Raw genomic sequence first — 19,604 nt, 5'->3', positions numbered from 1 at the left:
GCGTTGTGCAGGGCCATTCATCCGTCAGCCCGCAGGGCGGGGGCCACCCGATGCCCGAGCCGATTCTGGACGTGCGCGGTGCGACGAAGAAATTCGGTGGCGTGACCGCGGTCAACAACGTGAGCCTGCGGGTGATGCCGGGCGAAATCGTGAGCCTGATCGGCCCCAATGGGGCGGGCAAGACGACCACCTTCAACCTCATCAGTGGCGTGCTGGGACTGAGCGCCGGCCAGGTGTTCTTCAAGGGCCGGGACACGGCGGGCCTGCGCTCCTCGGAATATGCGCGCGCCGGCATCGGCCGGACCTTCCAGAACCTGGCGCTGTTCAAGCACGGCACCGTGGTGGAGAACCTGCTGACGGGTCGCCACGTGCACTTCAACTACACCGTGCTGGAGTCGCTGATGTTCTGGGGCCGGCCCCGACGTGAGGAGATCGCAGCGCGGCGCAAGGTGGAGGAAATCATCGAGTTCCTGGAGATCGAGGAACTGCGTGACAAGCCCGTGTCGCAGCTGGCGTATGGCCAGCAGAAGCGTGTGGAGCTTGGGCGGGCGCTGGCCTGCGAGCCGAGTCTTCTGCTGCTCGACGAGATCGTCGCGGGCATGAACCGCGAAGAGAAAGAGGACATCGCGCGTTTCACGCTCGATATCCGGGACGAATTCGGGATTTCGGTGCTCATGATCGAACACGACATGCAGGTGGTGATGGACCTGTCGGACCGCGTCTACGTGCTGGACTTCGGCCTGCTGATCGCGGAGGGAACACCGGCCGAGGTGGCCGCCAACCCGGTGGTTCTGCAGGCTTACCTGGGCGGGGAGGTGGCGCATGCTTGAGCACGCACAGCTCATTCGTGGCGAGGCCACCATGCCAGGCCTGCTGCGCTTGCGCGCGAAGGAGCGCGGTTCGCAGGTGGCTCTTCGCGAAAAGATCCACGGCATCTGGCAGGGCCGGACCTGGCTCGAGTACTACCAGACCGCGCGCCGGGTGGCGCACGGCCTCACCAGGCTGGGCTTGCAACGCGGCGATCGCATCATCATCGCGGCCGAGGATGTGCCCGAGTGGTTCTACGCAGACCTGGGCGCACAGATGATCGGCGTCCAGGTGGTGGGTATCTACCCCACCAACCCCTGGGCCGAGGTGCAGTACATCGCCGGCCACTGCCAGGCCAGACTGGCGGTGACGGGCGACCAGGAGCAGACCGACAAGGTGCTCGACGCCATGCGCGAGGGCAACGGTCTGCCGCACCTGCAGCACATCTTCTGTGTGGACATGAAAGGCCTGCGCCGCTATGAGGCCGGCCGCCCGCACGCGTTCGAACACCTCCTCGAACTGGGTGACCAGCTGGTGGCGGAAGACCCGTTGGCGGAGCGCCGCCTGGATGACCAGATTGACGCGCTCATGCCCGATGACGTGAACATCCTGGTCTACACATCGGGCACCACGGGGCCGCCGAAGGGGGCCATGCTCACGCACCGCAATTTCGTGTACGGCGCCTATGCCTACATGGTGGCGCGCCAGATGACCGACAAGCCATTCGAGTCGGTCTGCTACCTGCCGCTGTGCCACGTGGCCGAGCGCACCTACTCCACCGTGCAGCACCTGATTGCCGGGGGCTGCGTCAACTTTGCGGAGTCGGTGGACACCGTGGCCACAAACATCCGCGAGATCGGACCGACCTTCTTTCTGGGTGTTCCACGCATCTGGGAAAAGCTGCAGCAAGGTTTCGAATTCCGCATGAAGGACAGCGGGCGCGTGCAGCGCTGGCTGTACCGGGTGGGCATGAAGCGCGGTCGCGTGTTGTCGGACCGTCGGGCCGAGAAAGGTCATCTCGCCTCGCCGGTCGATCGGCTGGAGTTCGGCCTCTGGTACCTCCTGCTGTTCCGCAACATGCAGCGCCACATGGGCCTGAACCGGACCCACACCCGCATGTGTGGCGGGGCCTCGGTGTCTCCGGAAACGCTGAAGTTCTTCGACATCATCGGTCTGCCGGTGGGGCAGGGTTATGGTCTCACCGAAGCCGGTGGTCTGGCCTTCGTGCAGGTGCCGGGCCGGCCGTTCATCCGGGGCAGCTGCGGCCCGGCCATGGAAGGCGTGGAGTGGCGGCTGGGTGAGGACAACGAAGTGTTCGTGCGCTCGCCGGGCGTGTTCAGGGGCTACCTGTTCGACGACAAAGGAACGAACGACATCCTCTCGGCCGATGGCTGGATCGCCACCGGCGACATCGTCGAGAAGCACGACGGGGGCGAGATCGCCGTGGTGGACCGCAAGAAGGCCATCATCATCACCAGCGGTGGCAAGAACATCGCGCCCTCGGAGATCGAGAACGCGATCAAGGACAGCCCCTACGTCCGCGAGGCGATCGTGGTGGGCGAGGGCAGGAAGTTCCTCGGCGGACTGGTGCAGATCGACTTCGACACCGTGGGCCGCTGGGCCGCCGAGCGCGACCTGCAGTACACGACCTACAAGTCCCTCACCCTGTTGCCCGAGGTGATCGAGCTGGTGCAGGGCGTGATCAACGAGGTCAACTCGCGCTTTGCACGGGTGGAGAACGTGCGCCGCTTCGTGCTGCTGGAAAAGGAACTGGACCACGACGACGGCGAGCTCACCGCGACACAGAAGGTGCGCCGAGGCCTCATCAACAAGAAGTTCGCACGCGAGCTCGAGATCATCTATGGGAGCGCGCCATGAACTACTTCATTGAACTGCTGGTCTCCGGCCTTGCCGTGGGCGCGATCTACGGCCTGGTGGCCATGGGCTTTGCCGTGATCTACAAGGCCACGGGCATCGTGAACTTCGCGCAGGGCGAGATGGGCATGCTCAGCGCCTACGCCACCTGGTCGCTGGCCACGATGCTGGGCACCGGCAGTCTGGCCACGGTGGTGCTGGCCATCGTGGTTGGCGCGTTGCTGGGGCTGCTGTGCGAACGCCTGATCATGCGACCGATGCTGGGCGAGCCGGTGCTCTCGGTGGTGCTGGTCACGGTCGGCCTGGCGGTGGTGCTGCGCTCCATCGTCACCATCATCTGGGGCGCCTCGCCGCACAAGTTCGAGGTGGCGGGCGCGGACGAGCTCGTGAGCGTGGCCGGGATCGGGTTGCGTGTGAGCCAGCTCGGCGTGCTGGCTGCCCTGCTGCTGGCGGTGGCGGGCTTCTGGTACTTCCTTGGCCACAGCCGCTTCGGGGTGGCGATGCGCGCCGTGGCCGCCGACGAGAAGACGGCACGCCTCATGGGCGTGTCCACCGCCCGCGTGCAGGCCGTGGCCTGGGCCGCTTCCTCGGGGCTGGCGGGCCTGGCCGGTGCGCTCTTCGCCGTGATCTATGGCCTCACGCCCACCATCTACGAGCTCGGTCTCAAGGCCTTTCCGGCCACTGTGCTGGGCGGCTTCGACTCGGTGCTCGGCTCGGGGGTGAGCGGTCTGATCATCGGTGTGCTGGAGAACATGACGGGCGGCTACCTGTCGAGCTCGCTCAAGGAAATCGCGGGCTTCATGCTGATTCTGGTGGTGCTCATGGTGCGGCCCTTCGGGTTGTTTGGTGAAAAACGGATCGAGAGGGTCTGATGAGAAGCGGATATTTCAAGGAGCACTACAACGGGCTGGTTGTCCTCACGGACTCGCCCGCCGTCAAGGCCTGGGTCGCGATCCTGATGGTGGCGCTGGTGGCCGCCCCCTTCCTGCTGAGCAACTTCGCTCTGTCGCACGTGACCATCATCCTGTTCACCCTCATTGGTGTGCTGGGGCTGACGGTACTCACCGGTTTCGCGGGGCAGATCTCTCTCGGTCACGTCGGCTTCCTGATGCTGGGGGCTTACTCGTACGCCATCGGCGTCACGCGCCTGGGGCTGCCACCCGAGCTGGCGCTGTTGATGTCGGCCGTGGTGCCCGCCTTCTTCGGCTTGCTCGTGGGCCTGCCGTCCCTGCGTCTGCATGGCCTGTACCTGGCGATCACGACACTGGCGTTCAGCCACATCGTGGCCACCGCCATCCTGGCCGGTGGCAAGTTCACCGGGGGCGGGCGGGGGATCATGGTGATGCGGCCGACGATGCTGGGTGTCGATCTCTCCAGCGACCGGGCCTTCTACTGGTTCTGCCTCTTCATGTGCACGCTGGCCGTGCTGGTGACGTTGAACCTGCGTCGTTCGGTTCTGGGGCGCGCGCTGGTGGCCCTGCGCGACAACGACATTGCCGCACGCACCATGGGCATCAACCTCGTGCGCTACAAGTTGCTGGCCTTCCTGATCAGCGCGGCGCTCACCGGCGTGGCCGGGGCGATCATGGGCATGTACCTGAGCATCGTCAGCGTGGAGGCGTTCCCCTTCCTGCTGTCCATCGAGGCGCTGGCCATCATCATCGTGGGCGGCCTGGGTTCGGTGCTCGGTGCCGTGCTCGGCACGATCTTCATCGTCACGCTGCCCGAGGTCTTCAGCTCGCTCGTGCAACTGCTCGGCGGGCGTCTGCAGGACGTGATGACCACCAGCGCGCACGAGGTCAAGAGCGTGCTCTACGGCCTCGCCATCATCGGATTCCTGCGTTTCGATCCGCGCGGCCTGCGCGGCATCTGGCACGACATCCGGCACACCTGGGTCTTCTGGCCGCTGCGCTACTGACCCCTGGATTTCCTCGACCGCCTCACCCCAACCACAGGAGACAACATGAAGCACAGACTCACCCGACTCGCGGCGCTCGCATTGCTGACCGCAGGCACCTGCGTCACCGCTGCCGCCCAGCAGCAAGGCGTCACCGACACCGAAATCGTGTTGGGAGACATCCTGCCGCTGACCGGGCCACCCGCGCTGCTGGGCGTCGCCCACAACCTGGGTGTGAAGGCCGCCATTGCCGAGGTCAACGCGGCAGGCGGTGTCAACGGGCGCAAGTTGCGCCTGATCTCGGAAGACGACGGCTATGTGCCCTCGCGCACGATTCAGGGCGTGCGCAAGCTGATCAACAGCGACAAGGTGTTCGCGCTGACGTCGGTCTCCGGCACCGCCCAGGCCCAGGCCGCGATGCCGCTGATCCAGCAGGCGGGGCTGCCTGCGATGGCACCGATCACGACTTATGAGGGTCTCTACAAGCCGACCATCAAGAACGTCTTCGCCGTGGGGTACGACATGTCCAACGCGGTGGATGAGCTGGTGAGTCGCATGGCCGATCGCTACCCCGGCAAGAAATGGGCACTGATCTCGCAGGATGACGACTACGGCGAGAACGTGCGCGACGGTTTCGAGCGTGCCGTCAAGGCCAAGAAGCTGCAGGTGGTCTCCACGCAGATCTACAAGAAGGGCCAGACCGACTTTTCCTCGGAAATCCTGAAGGTCAAGCAGGCGGGTGCCGAGGTGCTGATGGCCGGCGGCGTGCTCGGAGAGAACGTGACCATGGTCAAGGAACTCGAGCGCATCAACCACAAGATCCCGGTGGGCGTGACTTACGTGTCCCGCGTCCCCGCCAGCGCCAAGCTGATGGGCGCGGCTGCGGAGAATGTGTACACGGTGGACTACGTGTACCTGGAGAGCTCGGCGCAGGGCAAGACGTTCACCGACAGGATCGGCAAGCACCTGAGCCCTGAGGAAATGGCTCGCGTGAATCGCTACACCTACACGGGTTACGCGGCCACGCGCGCGCTGATCGATGCCATGGGTCGTTGCGGCAAGGCCCTGACCTGGGACTGCACCAACGCGGAGCTTGCCAAGGTGAACAACCTGGATACCGGTGCCATGACGCCGATCGGCTTCACCGCCACCAACCATCTGGCCGCGCCCAAGCTGTTCCTGCTCAAGGCCGACCCGGCCGGCGCCACCTACAAAGCGGTGGAGTAAGGCATCGAGCGGCGGGGCGAGGAACCCTGCCTCGCACCGCCGCCCTCTGTGTTTTCAACGGATCTCACACGCATGACGCAGCCTTTCGTCCTGTACGCCGTGGAGCAGGGCATTGCCACTCTGACCCTCAACGATGGCGCCCGCATGAACCCGCTCGGCGACGAGATCGCCGCGGCATTGGCAAGCGCCATCGGCCGTGTGCGCGAGGACGGATCGGTCCAGGCCGTGGTGCTGACCGCGCAGGGCCGTGCCTTCTGCGCGGGTGCCGACTTGCCCTGCTACATGGCCCGCCTGGAAAGGCCGGAGCCGGGTCAGAGCCTCGGGCAGTACGTGGGCGAACTGATGGAGGCGAAGGTCAATCCCCTCATCCTTGCGCTGCGCGAGCTGCCGGTGCCCGTCGTGTGCGCCATCAACGGCGTCGCGGCGGGCGGTGGTTTCGGCCTCGCGCTGGCGGGTGACGTGGTGCTGGCCGCGCGATCGGCCTACTTCTATCTGCCTTTCTTTCCGGCGCTTGGCGCCGTGCCGGACATGGGCGCGAGCTGGGCCTTGCCACGGGCCGTGGGGCGTGCGCGCGCCCTGGGGCTGGCGCTCACCGGCGACAAGCTGGCGGCACAGAAAGCCGCCGACTGGGGACTGATCTGGGACTGCGTGGAGGACGACCAGCTGCAGGCCGAGGCGCAACGCATGGCGCGCCAGCTGGCCGCGCTGCCCGCGCATGCGATCCAGGAGGCGCGGGCGCTGTTCGCCGCGGCCGAAACCCACACCCTGGAACAGCAGCTGCGGCTGGAGCGCGAGCGCCAGGAAGTGTTGATCGATGGCGAGAGCTTCGCGGAGGGTGTTCGTGCCTTCGTCGAGCGTCGCAAGCCGGTGTTTCGCCGCCGCTGAACCCGGGTCGTCGGCCCCGGCCAGCAGGGGAGCAGCGAGGCACGGCTCTCACCGATTCAGAACAGGCACAGGAGGGTCTTGCCCGTTCACGACCCGACGGACTGCGCCCCGGGGCCCGGGATCACTTCTCGGCCATGAAGCCCAGCAGGAACAGGCGCGTAATGCGCTCGCACAGCTCGTCGGACTTCATCGGACCGCCCGGGCGGTACCAGTAGTCGGTCCAGTTCAGCATGCCCAGCAGCATCATGGCGTAGGGCTTGTAGACACCGTCGTCCAGGCCCGTGTTGACCTCGCGCAGCAGGTCGGCCACCTGGTCGGTCACCTTCTTCTCCAGCTGGCGAAGCGGCGTCTGCATGGCCTTGGGGAGGAACTTCACATCGTTCATCGCGATGACATGGCGACGCCGGGATTGCGCCGATTTCTGTGCATACGTCTGAACGAACGCCGCAAAGCGCTCCTTCACCGGCCGGTTGCCGGCCACGGCCTCGTCCACGCTCGCGATCACCCGTTCCAGGTGTTCCGTCAGCATCGCGCTGAGCAGGTCGTCCTTGGTCGGAAAGTAGTGGTACAGCATGGACTTGGTCGCGCCGCAGGCTTGCGCGATGTCCTGCATCTTTGCGTTCGGGTAGCCCACCTTCGCAAAAAGCGCGGCAGCGCTGTCCATGATGGACTGGCTCTTGGCGTCGTAGTCGTCTGATCGAACGCGTGGCATGTCTGTTCCCTCTCTATGGCCCTTGTATCGGCCCTGGCGAGGCGTGAGTGTAACGGCTGCTCTCCTTTGTCAGCCTTACATCCTGAACTTTAAATAACCCGACGTGTCGGACTATAATTGACCCAGAACCATCTGGAGACCTTCCCATGTCCTTGCCTTACTTCTGCGAACCCGACATCGTCGACGAAGACCTGCGCATGGTGCGCGAACAGCTGCGCCGCTATGTGGACGAGGTGATCGTGCCCAACGGGGACGCATGGGAGGCCAGCGGTGAAATTCCGCGCCATGTCTTCAGGGATCTGGGTGCGATGGGCTTCCTGGGCATGCGCCACCCGGAGGCGTACGGTGGTGGCGGCATGGGGGCCCTGTCGTCCGTGGTGCTGGGTGAAGAACTCTCACGTTCCACGTATGGCGGCGTGGCATCTGCGCTCACGGTGCACAGCGACATGTCGCTTTCGCACATCGCGCACCGGGGCACGCACGAACAGAAGCAGCGTTACCTGCCTGCCGCTTGTGCGGGCGAGAAGGTGGGCGTGATCTGCGTGACCGAGGCACATGCCGGCTCCGACGTGGCTGGCCTGAAAACACGCGCCGAACGCACCGATAGCGGCTGGGTGATCAACGGCTCCAAGATGTTCATCACCAACGCGGTGTTTGGCGACATCTACATCGTTGCGGCGCGCACCGACCCGCACGCCAAGGGCAGCAAGGGCCTGTCGCTGTTCATCGTCGAGAGGGGCAACCCGGGCCTGAAGATCGCGCGCAAGCTCGACAAGCATGGCTGGCGCTCGTCCGATACCGCGGAACTCTATCTGGAAGACCTGCATGTGCCACACGACGCCCTGCTGGGTGAAGAAGGCAAGGGCTTCTACTACATCATGAGCACGTTCCAGAACGAACGCCTGGTGATCGGCGCCCTCAGCTCGGGCACGGCTTCTCGCGCCATCGAGTTGACGGTGGAGTATGTGAAGCAGCGCCAGGCGTTCGGCAAATCCCTGTGGGACCAGCAGGTGGTGCGCAACAAGCTGGCCTGGATGGCTTCGAAGACGGCGGCGGTGCGTTCACTTACCTACCAGTGCGCGCAGATGATCGACGAGGGCAGGGACATCGTGCGCGAGGTGTCGATGCTCAAGTGCTTCGCGGCCGAGACCTTGCAGGAAGTGGTGCACACCTGCCTGCAACTGCATGGCGGGACGGGCTACATGATCGGCACGCCGGTCGAGCGCATGGCGCGCGACGCCCGCATTCTCACCATCGGCGGCGGCGCCACCGAGGTGATGCTGGAAGAAGTCGCCAAGCGCATGTGAGGGGGCATCCATGAGCGGACCTTTGCACGGCGTCACCGTCATCGAGCTGGCCGGCATCGGCCCCGGGCCGTTCGCCGGCATGATGCTGGCCGACATGGGCGCGAGGGTGATTCGCGTCGATCGCATTCCCACGCCCGGTGGCGGCAGCGCGCTCGAGGCGCTGATGCGCAACGACAGCGTGGTCGACCGGGGACGGGAATCCATCGCGCTCAACATGAAGGATCCGCGCGCGGTGGACACCGTGCTGCGGCTCGTGGAGAAGGCCGACATCCTGATCGAAGGCTTCCGGCCGGGCGTGACCGAAAAGCTCGGCGTCGGACCGCAGGCCTGCATGGCGCGCAACCCGAAGCTGATCTATGGCCGCATGACCGGCTGGGGGCAGAGCGGGCCACTGTCGCAGGCGGCCGGGCACGATCTGAACTACATCGCCCTGTCGGGTGCGGTCCACGCCATGGGCCCCGCCGATCGGCCACCCACGGTGCCACTGAATCTGGTGGGCGACTATGGCGGTGGTGGCATGCTGCTCGCCCTGGGGGTCGTGGCCGCGCTGTACGAGGCCCGGCAGTCGGGCCAGGGGCAGGTGGTCGATGCCGCCATCAGCGACGGCGCGGCGGTGCTCATGGCTGCCCAGTACGGTTTGCAGGCCAAGGGCTTCTGGCACAACGAGCGCGCCAGCAACTTCCTGGATGGTTCGGCGCATTTCTACGGAACCTATGCGTGCGCCGACGGCGGCTATCTTTCGGTGGGCGCCATCGAGCCGCAGTTCTATCGCCTGCTGTTGGAGATCTGCGGCCTGGTCGATGCCCACTTCGCCCAGCAGTGGGAGCGCGCCGAGTGGCCGGCGCTGCGTGAGAAGCTGGCGGCGATGTTCCTGAGCAAGACCCGCGACGAATGGAGCGCGCTGCTCGAAGGCACCGATGCCTGCGTGGCGCCGGTTCTCAGCATGGCCGAGGCGCCATGGCATCCGCACAACCGCGCGCGCGGCACTTTTGTCACGCAGGGCGGTGCGGTGCAGCCCGCCCCGGCGCCACGCTTTGAACGCACCCCGAGTGAGTTGCCGCCGGTGGCGCCCGCGATCGGGCGCGACAGTCGGAAATGGCTGCGCCTGCTTGGCCGCAGCGATGCCGAAATCGAGGCGCTGGTGGCGGCTGGCGTGGTCCATGAGGCGTCGGACTGAAATGGCCGGCACACCGCCGCTTCCGGCGATCCGCATTCAGTGAGACCTGGTCGCCGAACCGATCGGCCTATACTCCGGATCGGCTGTTCCAGCCCGAAGGCCCAGGCCCGTTGCCTGGGCCTTGTCTTTTGGGCCGAGGGACCACCCGGCCTCCATCATGCAACTGCAGGACATTCTCTTTTCACAAGGCTTTGGCACCCGCCGCATCTGCAGCGGCCTGGTGCAGCAGGGGCTGGTTTCCGTGGGCGACGAGGCGGTGGTCTGCACCGATCCTTCAGCTGTTTTTGACGAAGCAGGGCTGGTCTTCCGCGTGCAGGGCGAAACCTGGCAGTACCACGAGCGAGCCTATCTGCTGCTTCACAAGCCCGCTGGCTATGAGTGCTCGCAGAAGCCCAGCACCTACCCCAGCATCTACACGCTGCTGCCCGGGCCGCTGCGCCAGCGCGGCGGTGGGGCAGCAGCGGGTGTGCAGGCCGTCGGGCGACTCGATCAGGACACCACGGGTTTGCTGCTTCTGTCGGACGATGGAAAGTTCATCCACCGGATGACCTCACCTCGTCACCATGTGCCGAAGGTGTACGAGGCGCAGGTCAAACACCCGCTGGATGCGAAGCAGACGGCCCGTTTGCTGGAAGGCGTGGTGCTCGATGACGATCCGCAGCCGGTCAGGGCCCAGGCTTGCGAGGCGGTCGGCGAACGTCATCTGAGAATGACGCTGACGGAAGGCAAATACCACCAGGTCAAGCGCATGGTGGCGGCAGTGGGCAACCGCGTGGAGGCGCTGCACCGCTCTGCGATCGGGGGTCTGTCGTTGCCACCCGAACTCGCACCAGGCCAGTGGCGCTGGCTGACCAGCGCCGAGGTATTGGCACTGACGCAGAAAGTGGCGTGAGGCGCGCCAGCGAGCGGGCTGGCGGCGTGGAGGATCAGAGCAGATCGCCCTTGCGGCTGTCCAGCGGCATGAGAAAGGAATTTTCCTGCCACTGCGAATTGAAGTCGCTGCGTGGATCGCCGGTGGTGCTGTTCGGCCAGTTGGACAGCGGAGAGAAGTCGCTGTTGCGGTTGTTGCGCTGACGGGTGAGCGCGGTGCGCAGGTTGGCTTGCGCGGCAATGATCGCGCGTTCCTCCATTTCGCGTTCGCGCATGGCGTGGTTGAGCGAGGATTCGCCCAGGAACTCGGCCCGGATCTCGGCCACGGTGGGCAGGCTGTTGGAGCGCACAACCCAGTAGGGGAGACCGCATTGCGTCAGCAGCGAGTGCTTGAGGGTGCGGGTGCTGCGCGGCAGCCCTGCCGTGCCGGGCACATCCAGGCAGCCGAGCACGCGTCCGTCCGAACGGCACACCGTGAAGGTGCAGTACACGCCGCCCAGCAGCTTGTACCAGTCCATGCTTTGCTCCCGGTCGCGCGGCAGTGTGAAACGCGTGACCGGGAGTTTGATCATCACGTGGTGGTCATAGAAAGCGCGTGCCAGCCAGTGCCACACACGCGCTTCCTCGCTGTTGGCCAGCGCCCGGGTGCTCAGGGGCCAGTGTTTGGGAATGCGCCGGCGTTCACGGGCCTGCCTGTCTGCCCAGACGCGATGCAGGAACGCACCCGCAACCAGCAAAGCGGGCGCGAGCACGGCGAGCAGCCAAGGGTTGTTCCAGGTATTCATGATCGGGGCGTTGGACGTCGAGTTGTATCAAAGTGTAGAGGTTTGGGGCCGGCTCGACGCGATCTTGGGCTTTCGCGCATGGGGTGCGCGTGATTTCCTTGGTGTTTGGGCTCCGTTTTAGGCAATTGGTGTCTCGAATGGGCCAATTGCGCTCCCTGGCCCACGCAAGAAGCTTTCAGGTGCTAGGGAAACGATTGTGCCCGTGTGGCCTTTGGACGTACATCCCCCAGGTGGGGAGCGTCAGGGCAATCCGGACAGAAAGTCCACCGTGGCACGGGTGAGCGCCGCGGGTTGGTCCCGGTGGGGGCTGTGCCCGCAATCGGGGAGTTCGAGGCGTCGCGCCTGGGGGGCGGCCCTCGCGATTTCATCGAGCTGCGCCATGGTGCCGTATTCATCGGAAAGACCTTGCACGAGCAGCAGCGGGGCGGTGATGGTCCGACATTCCGAACGGATGTCGAAGTGGCGAAAGGCTTCGCTGAGCCACACGTCGTTCCATTGCCAGAAGGCGTTGTCCACATCGGCGTGGTAGCGGGCCAGGCGCTGCCGCAACCCCGCTGTCTCGCTTTCGTACATGGTCCTGGCCTGGGCGATGGCGCGCAGCGCGATGTCCTCGATGAAGACATGGGGCGCCATCGCCACGCACCCCGTCACCGCGTGGCGGCTGGCATGCAGCAGGGCGATGGTGGCGCCATCGGAATGCCCGATGAGCACCGGCCGGGCGATGCCCAGCTTGTTCAGGAGTTCGGGCAGCACGTCCCAGGCCTCCCGGTGCATGTAGTCAGGCTCGTGCCGACCGGTGTGCCATCTGCCCTGCCGATCGGGCGGGCCGCGCACGTCGGTCACGGGGTCGGACTGGCCGTAGCCCCGTCGGGAGTAGAGCCAGCCGGCCCTTCCGGTGGCGGCACACAGGTCGGCCGGCCAGTGCTGGCCGCGCTGGTTCCACATGGCCACGCTGCCCAGGCCTTCGTGCAGGAAGACGAGCGGAGCGCGCTCCGCTGTACCGGGGATGTGGGCCACCTCGAGCCCGACGCCTTCGATTTCCACGCGTTTCATGGAGCCGATCCTAGCGCCGCGGCGCCCCGTCCGTGGCACGCAAGGGCAAGGCCTTCTGACATGGATTCGCTGTATTCTTGCCGCCATGTCCTTGCTGTTCGATGCCTTCTGGCGTGCCGTGGCCTATTGCGCGCATCCGCGGGTGATCGCCTTGTCGTTCCTGCCCCTCATCCTGATGGTGGTGGTGTCCTTCGGCCTGGGGTACTTCTTCTGGGAAGGTGCGGTGAGCTCGGTGGCCGCGTGGCTGGAGGCCTTCGACCTTCTGCAGGCATTTCTGGGCTGGCTTGAGCGGATTGGCCTGGGATCCCTGCGCACGGTGTTCGCGCCGCTGCTGGTTCTGGTGCTCGCCACGCCCCTGATCGTCCTGCTGTGCCTGTTGCTCGTGGCAATGTTCATGACACCCGCCATGGTGGAGCTTGTGGCCCAGCGCCGCTTTCCCGGCCTGGAGCGCAAGCACGGCGGGTCGCTCATGATCAGCGTCGCCTGGTCGCTCGGTTCCACACTGCTGGCGGTGGTGGCCCTGCTGATCTCCATGCCACTGTGGCTTGTGCCGCCCCTGGTGCTGATCCTGCCGCCCCTGATCTGGGGCTGGCTGACTTACCGCGTGTTCGCTTTCGATGCGCTGGCGGCGCACGCCAGCAGCGACGAGCGCAAGGCCATCCTGCGCCGGCACCGGGGCGGCCTGCTCGTGATGGGAGTGCTGACCGGCTACCTGGGGGCTGCTCCCAGTCTGCTCTGGGCGTCTGGCGCCATGTTCATCGCCTTGGCGCCTCTGCTGGTGCCCGTTGCCATCTGGATCTATACCCTGGTGTTCGCATTCGCTTCTCTGTGGTTTGCCCATTTCTGTCTGGCCGTGCTGCAACGCCAGCGGGCTCAGGTGGCCGTGGTGCCCGATGAGCCGGCCATCGTGCCCTCAACGCCGCACTCGCCTGCGCAGGAACTACCGTCCCCATTCAACCAGCCCCCCACGCAAACATGACCCCCAGCTTCGGCCTGATCATCGTCGGCGACGAAATCCTGTCTGGCAAGCGCAGCGACAAGCATCTCCCGCGCATCATTGAACTGCTGGCCCAGCGGGGCCTGTCGCTGTCCTGGGCACGGCTTGTGGGGGACGACCGTGTCCGCATCACCGCAGCGCTGCGCGAAGCCTTTGAAGGAAGCGATGCGGTCTTCTGCTGCGGCGGGATCGGTGCCACGCCGGACGATCACACGCGCCAGTGCGCTGCGGCCGCCCTGGGTGTGGATCTTGAACTCCATCCGCAGGCCCGCGACCTCATCGAAGCCCGCATGCGCGATCTGGCCGCCGAGCGCGGCGAGCCCTTCGATCCGCAACGGCCGGACAATGTGCACCGCTACAACATGGGCGTGTTCCCGGTGGGCGCTCGCATCATCCCCAATCCGTACAACAAGATTCCGGGATTCAGCTGCCTTGGGGCGGGGGGCGCCCATGTTCACTTCGTGCCGGGTTTTCCGGTGATGGCCTGGCCGATGATCGAAGGTGTGCTCGACACCGATTACGCGCATCTCCACCAGCAAGGGGCTTCACAGGAGCGTTCGGTGATCGTGTTCGGTGCAATGGAGGCCGCCCTCACGCCGCTCATGGAGCAGATCGAACGCACCCATACCGTCAAAGTGTTCAGCCTGCCAAGCGTCGATCACCCTGAGTATGGGCGGCACATCGAGCTGGGCGTGAAGGGGCCCACCTCGGCGGTTGCGCCCGCGTATGCGGAAATGTTGGCCGGCCTGCACCGCCACGGCGCCCAGCTGGGCCCCGAAATGGTGCGACCCTGATGTGCACCAATAATGTGCATTCGGGTCTGCACGCATTGTGTGCATCCCGGGGTTTGAGCGCCCGCCAACGTGCAAGGTGCGACCGTCCAATCCCTTGGGTGCCGTCTTCCTGACCCGTTGTGGCGCATGGCCTGCGCCATAATCCGCGTTGTCTGAAAAGCCGGGCGAGCCCATGCCCGAGCGTGAACCACTTTGTGGCACAAATTCTGCTTATCAGCAGCGTCGTTTTCAATTTCCACTCACCCAGCTACAGGAGTATTTGATGGCCAAGACCGTCGCAGACGTGATGCAGATGGTGAAAGACAACGAAGTCAAGTTCGTTGACTTCCGTTTCACCGACACCCGGGGCAAAGAGCAGCACGTCACCGTGCCGGTGTCTCACTTCGACGAAGACAAGTTCAGCTCGGGCCACGCGTTCGACGGTTCTTCGGTGGCCGGCTGGAAAGGTATCGAGGCGTCGGACATGCAGCTCATGCCCGACCCCAATACCGCCAACATCGACCCGTTCTTCGAGGAAACCACGCTGTACCTGCAGTGTGATGTGATCGAGCCGGGCGACGGCAAGGCCTACGACCGCGATCCGCGTTCCATCGCCAAGCGCGCAGAAGCCTATCTGAAGGCTTCCGGCCTGGGCGATACCGCCTACTTCGGACCGGAACCCGAATTCTTCATCTTCGACGGCGTGCGCTGGAGCAACGAGCCTGGCCGCGTGTTCAGCGAGATCGAGGAATACGAAGCGCCCTGGAACAGTGGTGCCAAGCTCGAAGGCGGCAACCGCGGCCACCGCCCGACCGTCAAGGGTGGTTATTTCCCGGTGCCTCCTGTCGACAGCACGCAGGACATGCGCGCTGAGATGGCCCTGATCCTCGAATCCCTGGGCATCCCGGTCGAAGTGTTCCACCACGAAGTGGCGGGCGCTGGCCAGAACGAAATCGGCACCAAGTTCAGCACGCTGGTCGAGCGTGCCGACTGGACCCAGGTCCTGAAGTACGTGGTGTGGAACGTGGCCAATGCCTATGGCAAGACGGCGACCTTCATGCCCAAGCCCTATGCCGGTGACAACGGTTCCGGCATGCACGTCCACCAGTCGATCTGGAAGGACGGCAAGAACCTGTTCGCTGGCGACGGCTACGCCGGCCTGAGCGATTTCGCCCTGTTCTACATCGGCGGCATCATCAAGCACGCTCGCGCGCTCAACGCCATCACCAACCCTGGCACGAACTCGTACAAGCGTCTGGTGCCCGGTTTCGAAGCGCCGGTGAAGCTGGCCTACTCGGCCCGCAACCGCTCGGCCTCGATCCGCATCCCGTACGTGGCGAACCCCAAGGGCCGCCGCATCGAAGCGCGCTTCCCCGATCCTTCGGCCAACCCCTACCTGGCCTTCTCGGCCCTGATGATGGCGGGCCTGGACGGCGTGGAAAACAAGATCCACCCGGGCGAAGCCGCCACCAAGGACCTGTACCACCTGCCGCCCGAAGAGGACAAGCTGGTGCCGACGGTGTGCCACAGCCTCGACCAGGCGCTGGAGTACCTCGACAAGGACCGCGGCTTCCTGACCAAGGGTGGTGTGTTCACCGACTCCATGCTGGATGCCTACATCGATCTGAAGATGGGCGAAGTCACGCGTTTCCGCATGGCTCCTCACCCTGTCGAATTCGACATGTACTACAGCCTGTGATGGCCGGCCCGGCTGGCCGGGTCTTCCTTCCTTGCCAAGGGCCACGAAAGTGGCCCTTTTTTGTTCCTCGGGCGGTCAATCGACACCGTTCGCCTTGGCGACGGCACTTTTGAAAGTGTTTTCGGTCATACTGAAAAATGCCGGCGGGAGACCTTTGCCGAGCGCAGATTCACCGCTTTGTGGAGTGGATGCCACCTTGAACCCCCTGATTTTCCCCGCCATCCGGTCGCTTGCCCTTGCTTCGCTCGCGTTGAGTGTGTTGCACGCCCATGCGCAGGGGCGTATCTACCGCTGCGGCAACGAATACACCAACGACGCCCAGGTGGCCAAGTCCAAAGGGTGTGCCGTGATGGAGGGTGGCAACATCACCGTCGTCGAAGGCACCAGACCCAACCCGCCGGCGCGCAGCGCACCCGTGGCCGCCGCCCGCAGCGGCAGCAGCACCGAACGTGTCGACGCGGCCGCCCAGCGCGCCCGTGACAGCGATGCGCGCGCCATTCTTGAAGGCGAGTTGCGCAAGGCTGAGGAACGTCTGGCGCTGGCGCGCAAGGAATACGCCAACGGTGAGCCGGAAAAGCAGGGCATCGAGTCGCGCAACTACCAGCGTTATCTGGACCGCGTCGCCGAACTGAAGGCCGCCGTGACCCGCGCCGAAAGCGACGTGGCCGGGCTTCAGCGCGAATTGAGCCGGTTGCCCGGTTCCGCCAACGCCGGCGGTTCTGCCGCAAAATGATGGGCTTGAAAAAGCCCAACTTTCCCTCCTTCCTTCCTTCGTCCCAGCGCCGCGTCGCTGCCGACCCCGCCGGGGCTGCCGCAGGGCGCAAGTCACCGTCGGTGTCGTCGCGTTTCCAGTCCCTGGACCTTCTGGCGACACTCGTGGCGGTGGTGGATTCCCACGGTGGCGTGCTCTATGCCAATGCCGCCCTCGAGGATGCGCTGGGCATGTCCCGTCGCAGCATCACGGGCGCGCTGCTTCAGGAGTGTTTCACCGAGCCGGCCTTGCTGGAAAACGCCCTGCAAGGCGCGAGCGGCAACCAGTTCGCGGCGCTGCGTTACGACGCCTGGCTCAAGCGGCTCAACCACGATGCCCTGCCGGTGCACGTCGTGGTGGCGCAGACCGACAATCCCGGCGAAGTGATCGTGGAGCTGTTGCCTCTGGAGCAGCAGGCGCGCCAGGAGCGTGAGGAGCGGCTGATCGACCAGGCGCAGGCCAACAAGGAACTCATCCGCAACCTGGCGCACGAGATCAAGAACCCGCTGGGCGGCATCCGTGGCGCTGCGCAACTGCTGCAGATGGAGCTGGAAACCCGCGAGCTCATCGAGTACACGCAGGTCATCATTCATGAGGCCGACCGGCTCCAGTCGCTGGTGGATCGCCTTCTTGCTCCGCACCGCAGACCGCATGTGGTGGGTGACGTGAACATCCACGAGGTCTGCGAGCGCGTGCGCTCGCTGATCCTGGCCGAGTTTCCCAAAGGCCTGAAGGTCGTGCGGGACTACGACACCTCCATTCCCGAGTTCCGTGGAGACCGTGAGCAGCTCATCCAGGCGGTGCTCAACATCGCGCACAACGCTGCGCAGGCGCTGGGTGATCGCATCGCGGCGGGCGATGCGCGGATCGTTTTCCGCACGCGCGTGGGCCGACAGGTGACGTTTGGTAAGCAGCGCTATCGGCTGGCACTGGAATTGCATGTGATCGACAACGGGCCTGGCGTTCCAGACTCGATCAAGGACCGGATCTTTTTCCCGCTGGTGTCGGGGCGCGATGGCGGTTCTGGCCTGGGGCTCACGCTGGCGCAGACCTTCGTCCAGCAGCACCATGGGTTGATCGAGTGTGAGAGCGTTCCAGGCGAGACGGATTTCAAACTGTTGATTCCGTTGCCATAGCCTGCCACCGGAAGTCGAACGCGCCACAAGAAGGGATGACAACTCAATGAAGCCGATCTGGATAGTGGACGACGACCAATCGATCCGCTTCGTGCTCGAAAAGGCGCTGCTGCGCGAGAACCTGCCCACGCGCAGCTTCACCAATCCGCAGGACGTGCTCAAGGCCCTGATCGACACGCCTGAGCAGGAAGGCCCCCAGATCCTGGTGAGCGACATCCGCATGCCCGGTGGCTCGGGTCTGGAGCTTCTGGAGAAAGTGAAGGAGAAGCTGCCGGGCTTGCCCGTCATCATCATGACGGCCTTCTCCGATCTCGACAGCGCCGTGTCGGCCTTTCAGGGCGGTGCCTTCGAATACCTGCCCAAGCCGTTCGATCTGCCCAAGGCGGTGGAACTGATCCACCGCGCGGTGGAGGAGAGCCAGCGCGAGGAAGTGGCCGAAGAGCGCATGACCGCGGCCCCCGAGATGCTCGGTCAGGCCCCGGCGATGCAGGACGTGTTCCGCGCGATCGGCCGCCTCAGTCAGAGTCAGGTCACGGTGCTCATCACCGGTGAGTCGGGTTCGGGCAAGGAACTGGTGGCACGCGCACTGCACAAGCATTCGCCCCGCGCGAGCGGTCCTTTCGTGGCGATCAACACCGCCGCGATCCCGAAGGACCTGCTCGAGAGCGAACTGTTCGGCCACGAGCGCGGCGCATTCACCGGTGCGCAGACCATGCGCCGGGGGCGCTTCGAGCAGGCCGATGGTGGCACGCTGTTCCTCGACGAGATCGGCGACATGCCGTTCGATCTGCAGACGCGCCTGCTGCGCGTGCTGTCCGACGGACACTTCTACCGCGTCGGCGGACACAGCGCCGTGCGTGCCAACGTGCGCGTGATCGCGGCCACACACCAGAATCTGGAACAGCGCGTCAAGGAAGGCGTGTTCCGCGAAGACCTTTTCCACCGTCTCAATGTGATCCGTCTGCGCCTGCCCGCGCTGCGCGAGCGCCGTGAGGATGTGCCCATGCTCACGCGCTTCTTCCTGCAGCAAAGCGCCAAGCAGCTGGGGGTTGAGCCCAAGCGCATTTCCGAGGCGGCTCTGAAGTTGCTGGGCTCCTTCGACTTTCCGGGCAACGTGCGGCAGCTGGAGAACGTCTGCCACTGGCTTACGGTGATGGCGCCGGCGCAGGTGATCGAAGTCAAGGACCTGCCACCTGAGGTGCTGTCCTTGCCGGGCGCTTCTGCAGCGGCCCTGTCGGCTGCGTCCGACCCGCCCCCTGTGGCTGCTTCTGCGCCGGCCCAGTCCGCCGCGCCCGAGGCCTTTTACGGCAGCGGCACCACCGCCATGGCGGCGGGCGCCGAACCGGCGGTCTCGACGACCATTGCGTCCTCCGAAGCCGACAGCGTGTCAGCGGGCAGCGCTGCATGGGAAAGCGGGTTGCAGGCCGAGGCGCTGGCGCTGCTGGAAGACGGCCGCACCGACGTATGGGACGTGCTGAGCCGCCGTTTCGAGACCAGGCTGATCCAGACCGCGCTGGCCAACACGCGCGGGCGCCGCATCGAGGCCGCGCACAAGCTCGGCATCGGGCGCAACACCATCACCCGCAAGATCCAGGAACTCAACCTGGAGTGAAGCGGCGTTGCCTTCCGGCAGCTAGAACCAGAGGCCCCAAG

18 protein-coding genes are annotated in these 19,604 nt (G+C 65.3%); 15 read left to right on the top strand and 3 right to left on the bottom strand.

The features are described from left to right. The first annotated feature begins 50 nt into the window (after window positions 1-50). The 6 genes from J2X09_RS04100 to J2X09_RS04075 all read left to right on the top strand — a co-directional run bounded on the left by J2X09_RS04100 (window position 51) and on the right by J2X09_RS04075 (window position 6,691). Window positions 51-830 carry an ABC transporter ATP-binding protein gene (locus J2X09_RS04100; RefSeq protein ID WP_204731954.1) on the top strand — a complete coding sequence of 260 codons (780 nt, stop codon included), beginning with the start codon at window positions 51-53 and terminating at the stop codon, window positions 828-830. Continuing rightward, window positions 823-2,685 (top strand): AMP-dependent synthetase/ligase, encoded by a 1,863-nt coding sequence (locus J2X09_RS04095; RefSeq protein ID WP_204731853.1) that lies wholly within the window; start codon window positions 823-825, stop codon window positions 2,683-2,685. The genes J2X09_RS04100 and J2X09_RS04095 overlap by 8 nt, the downstream gene beginning before the upstream one ends. Then, window positions 2,682-3,554 (top strand): branched-chain amino acid ABC transporter permease, encoded by an 873-nt coding sequence (locus J2X09_RS04090; protein WP_204731852.1) that lies wholly within the window; start codon window positions 2,682-2,684, stop codon window positions 3,552-3,554. The genes J2X09_RS04095 and J2X09_RS04090 overlap by 4 nt, the downstream gene beginning before the upstream one ends. After that, on the top strand, window positions 3,554-4,600 hold the full coding sequence (locus J2X09_RS04085; RefSeq protein ID WP_204731851.1) for a branched-chain amino acid ABC transporter permease: 1,047 nt from the start codon (window positions 3,554-3,556) through the stop codon (window positions 4,598-4,600). The genes J2X09_RS04090 and J2X09_RS04085 overlap by 1 nt, the downstream gene beginning before the upstream one ends. A gap of 45 nt (window positions 4,601-4,645) precedes the next feature. Continuing rightward, entirely contained in the window at window positions 4,646-5,806 is a 1,161-nt protein-coding gene (locus J2X09_RS04080) for an ABC transporter substrate-binding protein (protein ID WP_204731850.1), read from the top strand. Window positions 5,807-5,878: 72 nt separating this feature from the next. After that, window positions 5,879-6,691, top strand: a complete 813-nt coding sequence (locus tag J2X09_RS04075) for an enoyl-CoA hydratase-related protein (RefSeq protein ID WP_204731849.1) — start codon at window positions 5,879-5,881, stop codon at window positions 6,689-6,691. Between the two features lie 121 nt (window positions 6,692-6,812). On the opposite strand, the gene J2X09_RS04070 is transcribed toward J2X09_RS04075, so the two are convergent. Then, window positions 6,813-7,403, bottom strand: a complete 591-nt coding sequence (locus J2X09_RS04070; RefSeq protein WP_204731848.1) for a TetR/AcrR family transcriptional regulator — start codon at window positions 7,401-7,403, stop codon at window positions 6,813-6,815. 146 nt (window positions 7,404-7,549) lie between these two features. On the opposite strand from J2X09_RS04070, the gene J2X09_RS04065 reads away from it, so the two are divergent. The 3 genes from J2X09_RS04065 to J2X09_RS04055 all read left to right on the top strand — a co-directional run bounded on the left by J2X09_RS04065 (window position 7,550) and on the right by J2X09_RS04055 (window position 10,779). Next, on the top strand, window positions 7,550-8,710 hold the full coding sequence (locus tag J2X09_RS04065) for an acyl-CoA dehydrogenase family protein (RefSeq protein WP_204731847.1): 1,161 nt from the start codon (window positions 7,550-7,552) through the stop codon (window positions 8,708-8,710). Window positions 8,711-8,720: 10 nt separating this feature from the next. Then, window positions 8,721-9,887: a CaiB/BaiF CoA transferase family protein gene (locus J2X09_RS04060; RefSeq protein WP_204731846.1), complete on the top strand. Its 1,167-nt coding sequence runs from the start codon at window positions 8,721-8,723 to the stop codon at window positions 9,885-9,887. Between the two features lie 157 nt (window positions 9,888-10,044). Next, window positions 10,045-10,779, top strand: coding sequence for a pseudouridine synthase (locus J2X09_RS04055; protein WP_204731845.1), 735 nt, complete (start codon window positions 10,045-10,047; stop codon window positions 10,777-10,779). A 34-nt stretch (window positions 10,780-10,813) separates the two neighbouring features. Here the strand turns inward: J2X09_RS04055 and J2X09_RS04050 are convergent, their stop codons facing one another. Both J2X09_RS04050 and J2X09_RS04045 read right to left on the bottom strand, forming a co-directional pair. Beyond that, the gene (locus J2X09_RS04050; protein WP_204731844.1) at window positions 10,814-11,542 is read right to left on the bottom strand and encodes a DUF2726 domain-containing protein; all 729 of its coding nucleotides are present in this window, start codon (window positions 11,540-11,542) and stop codon (window positions 10,814-10,816) included. 240 nt (window positions 11,543-11,782) lie between these two features. Next, on the bottom strand, window positions 11,783-12,595 hold the full coding sequence (locus J2X09_RS04045) for an alpha/beta fold hydrolase (RefSeq protein WP_204731843.1): 813 nt from the start codon (window positions 12,593-12,595) through the stop codon (window positions 11,783-11,785). Between the two features lie 85 nt (window positions 12,596-12,680). Between J2X09_RS04045 and J2X09_RS04040 the strand changes: the two genes are divergently transcribed. The 6 genes from J2X09_RS04040 to ntrC all read left to right on the top strand — a co-directional run bounded on the left by J2X09_RS04040 (window position 12,681) and on the right by ntrC (window position 19,563). Then, entirely contained in the window at window positions 12,681-13,574 is an 894-nt protein-coding gene (locus J2X09_RS04040; RefSeq protein WP_204731842.1) for an EI24 domain-containing protein, read from the top strand. Next, window positions 13,571-14,386 (top strand): competence/damage-inducible protein A, encoded by an 816-nt coding sequence (locus tag J2X09_RS04035; RefSeq protein ID WP_204731841.1) that lies wholly within the window; start codon window positions 13,571-13,573, stop codon window positions 14,384-14,386. Before J2X09_RS04040 ends, J2X09_RS04035 begins: the two co-directional genes overlap by 4 nt. A gap of 262 nt (window positions 14,387-14,648) precedes the next feature. Further along, window positions 14,649-16,064, top strand: a complete 1,416-nt coding sequence (gene glnA / locus J2X09_RS04030; protein WP_204731840.1) for a type I glutamate--ammonia ligase — start codon at window positions 14,649-14,651, stop codon at window positions 16,062-16,064. A 196-nt stretch (window positions 16,065-16,260) separates the two neighbouring features. After that, the gene (locus J2X09_RS04025) at window positions 16,261-16,797 is read left to right on the top strand and encodes a hypothetical protein (RefSeq protein WP_374726480.1); all 537 of its coding nucleotides are present in this window, start codon (window positions 16,261-16,263) and stop codon (window positions 16,795-16,797) included. Further along, the gene (glnL, locus tag J2X09_RS04020; protein WP_374726479.1) at window positions 16,794-17,951 is read left to right on the top strand and encodes a nitrogen regulation protein NR(II); all 1,158 of its coding nucleotides are present in this window, start codon (window positions 16,794-16,796) and stop codon (window positions 17,949-17,951) included. The genes J2X09_RS04025 and glnL overlap by 4 nt, the downstream gene beginning before the upstream one ends. A 46-nt stretch (window positions 17,952-17,997) precedes the next feature. Beyond that, window positions 17,998-19,563: a nitrogen regulation protein NR(I) gene (gene ntrC, locus J2X09_RS04015; protein ID WP_204731839.1), complete on the top strand. Its 1,566-nt coding sequence runs from the start codon at window positions 17,998-18,000 to the stop codon at window positions 19,561-19,563. The last annotated feature ends 41 nt before the right edge of the window (window positions 19,564-19,604 follow it).

The sequence above is a fragment of the Hydrogenophaga laconesensis genome (genome assembly GCF_031457235.1).
Classification (GTDB): domain Bacteria; phylum Pseudomonadota; class Gammaproteobacteria; order Burkholderiales; family Burkholderiaceae_C; genus Hydrogenophaga; species Hydrogenophaga laconesensis.
This window is presented reverse-complemented; position numbering and strand designations above follow the sequence as displayed.

What these genes read in the sequence shown, in the direction of transcription:
- J2X09_RS04075 (WP_204731849.1), top strand. Translation starts at nt 5,879, where the DNA reads ATGACGCAGCCTTTCGTCCTGTACGCCGTGGAGCAGGGCATTGCCACT.
- J2X09_RS04065 (WP_204731847.1), top strand. Translation starts at nt 7,550, where the DNA reads ATGTCCTTGCCTTACTTCTGCGAACCCGACATCGTCGACGAAGACCTG.
- J2X09_RS04085 (WP_204731851.1), top strand. Translation starts at nt 3,554, where the DNA reads ATGAGAAGCGGATATTTCAAGGAGCACTACAACGGGCTGGTTGTCCTC.
- glnL (WP_374726479.1), top strand. Translation starts at nt 16,794, where the DNA reads ATGATGGGCTTGAAAAAGCCCAACTTTCCCTCCTTCCTTCCTTCGTCC.
- J2X09_RS04080 (WP_204731850.1), top strand. Translation starts at nt 4,646, where the DNA reads ATGAAGCACAGACTCACCCGACTCGCGGCGCTCGCATTGCTGACCGCA.
- J2X09_RS04070 (WP_204731848.1), bottom strand. Translation starts at nt 7,403, where the DNA reads ATGCCACGCGTTCGATCAGACGACTACGACGCCAAGAGCCAGTCCATC.
- J2X09_RS04100 (WP_204731954.1), top strand. Translation starts at nt 51, where the DNA reads ATGCCCGAGCCGATTCTGGACGTGCGCGGTGCGACGAAGAAATTCGGT.
- J2X09_RS04045 (WP_204731843.1), bottom strand. Translation starts at nt 12,595, where the DNA reads ATGAAACGCGTGGAAATCGAAGGCGTCGGGCTCGAGGTGGCCCACATC.
- J2X09_RS04090 (WP_204731852.1), top strand. Translation starts at nt 2,682, where the DNA reads ATGAACTACTTCATTGAACTGCTGGTCTCCGGCCTTGCCGTGGGCGCG.
- J2X09_RS04040 (WP_204731842.1), top strand. Translation starts at nt 12,681, where the DNA reads ATGTCCTTGCTGTTCGATGCCTTCTGGCGTGCCGTGGCCTATTGCGCG.
- glnA (WP_204731840.1), top strand. Translation starts at nt 14,649, where the DNA reads ATGGCCAAGACCGTCGCAGACGTGATGCAGATGGTGAAAGACAACGAA.
- J2X09_RS04050 (WP_204731844.1), bottom strand. Translation starts at nt 11,542, where the DNA reads ATGAATACCTGGAACAACCCTTGGCTGCTCGCCGTGCTCGCGCCCGCT.
- J2X09_RS04060 (WP_204731846.1), top strand. Translation starts at nt 8,721, where the DNA reads ATGAGCGGACCTTTGCACGGCGTCACCGTCATCGAGCTGGCCGGCATC.
- J2X09_RS04035 (WP_204731841.1), top strand. Translation starts at nt 13,571, where the DNA reads ATGACCCCCAGCTTCGGCCTGATCATCGTCGGCGACGAAATCCTGTCT.
- ntrC (WP_204731839.1), top strand. Translation starts at nt 17,998, where the DNA reads ATGAAGCCGATCTGGATAGTGGACGACGACCAATCGATCCGCTTCGTG.
- J2X09_RS04055 (WP_204731845.1), top strand. Translation starts at nt 10,045, where the DNA reads ATGCAACTGCAGGACATTCTCTTTTCACAAGGCTTTGGCACCCGCCGC.
- J2X09_RS04095 (WP_204731853.1), top strand. Translation starts at nt 823, where the DNA reads ATGCTTGAGCACGCACAGCTCATTCGTGGCGAGGCCACCATGCCAGGC.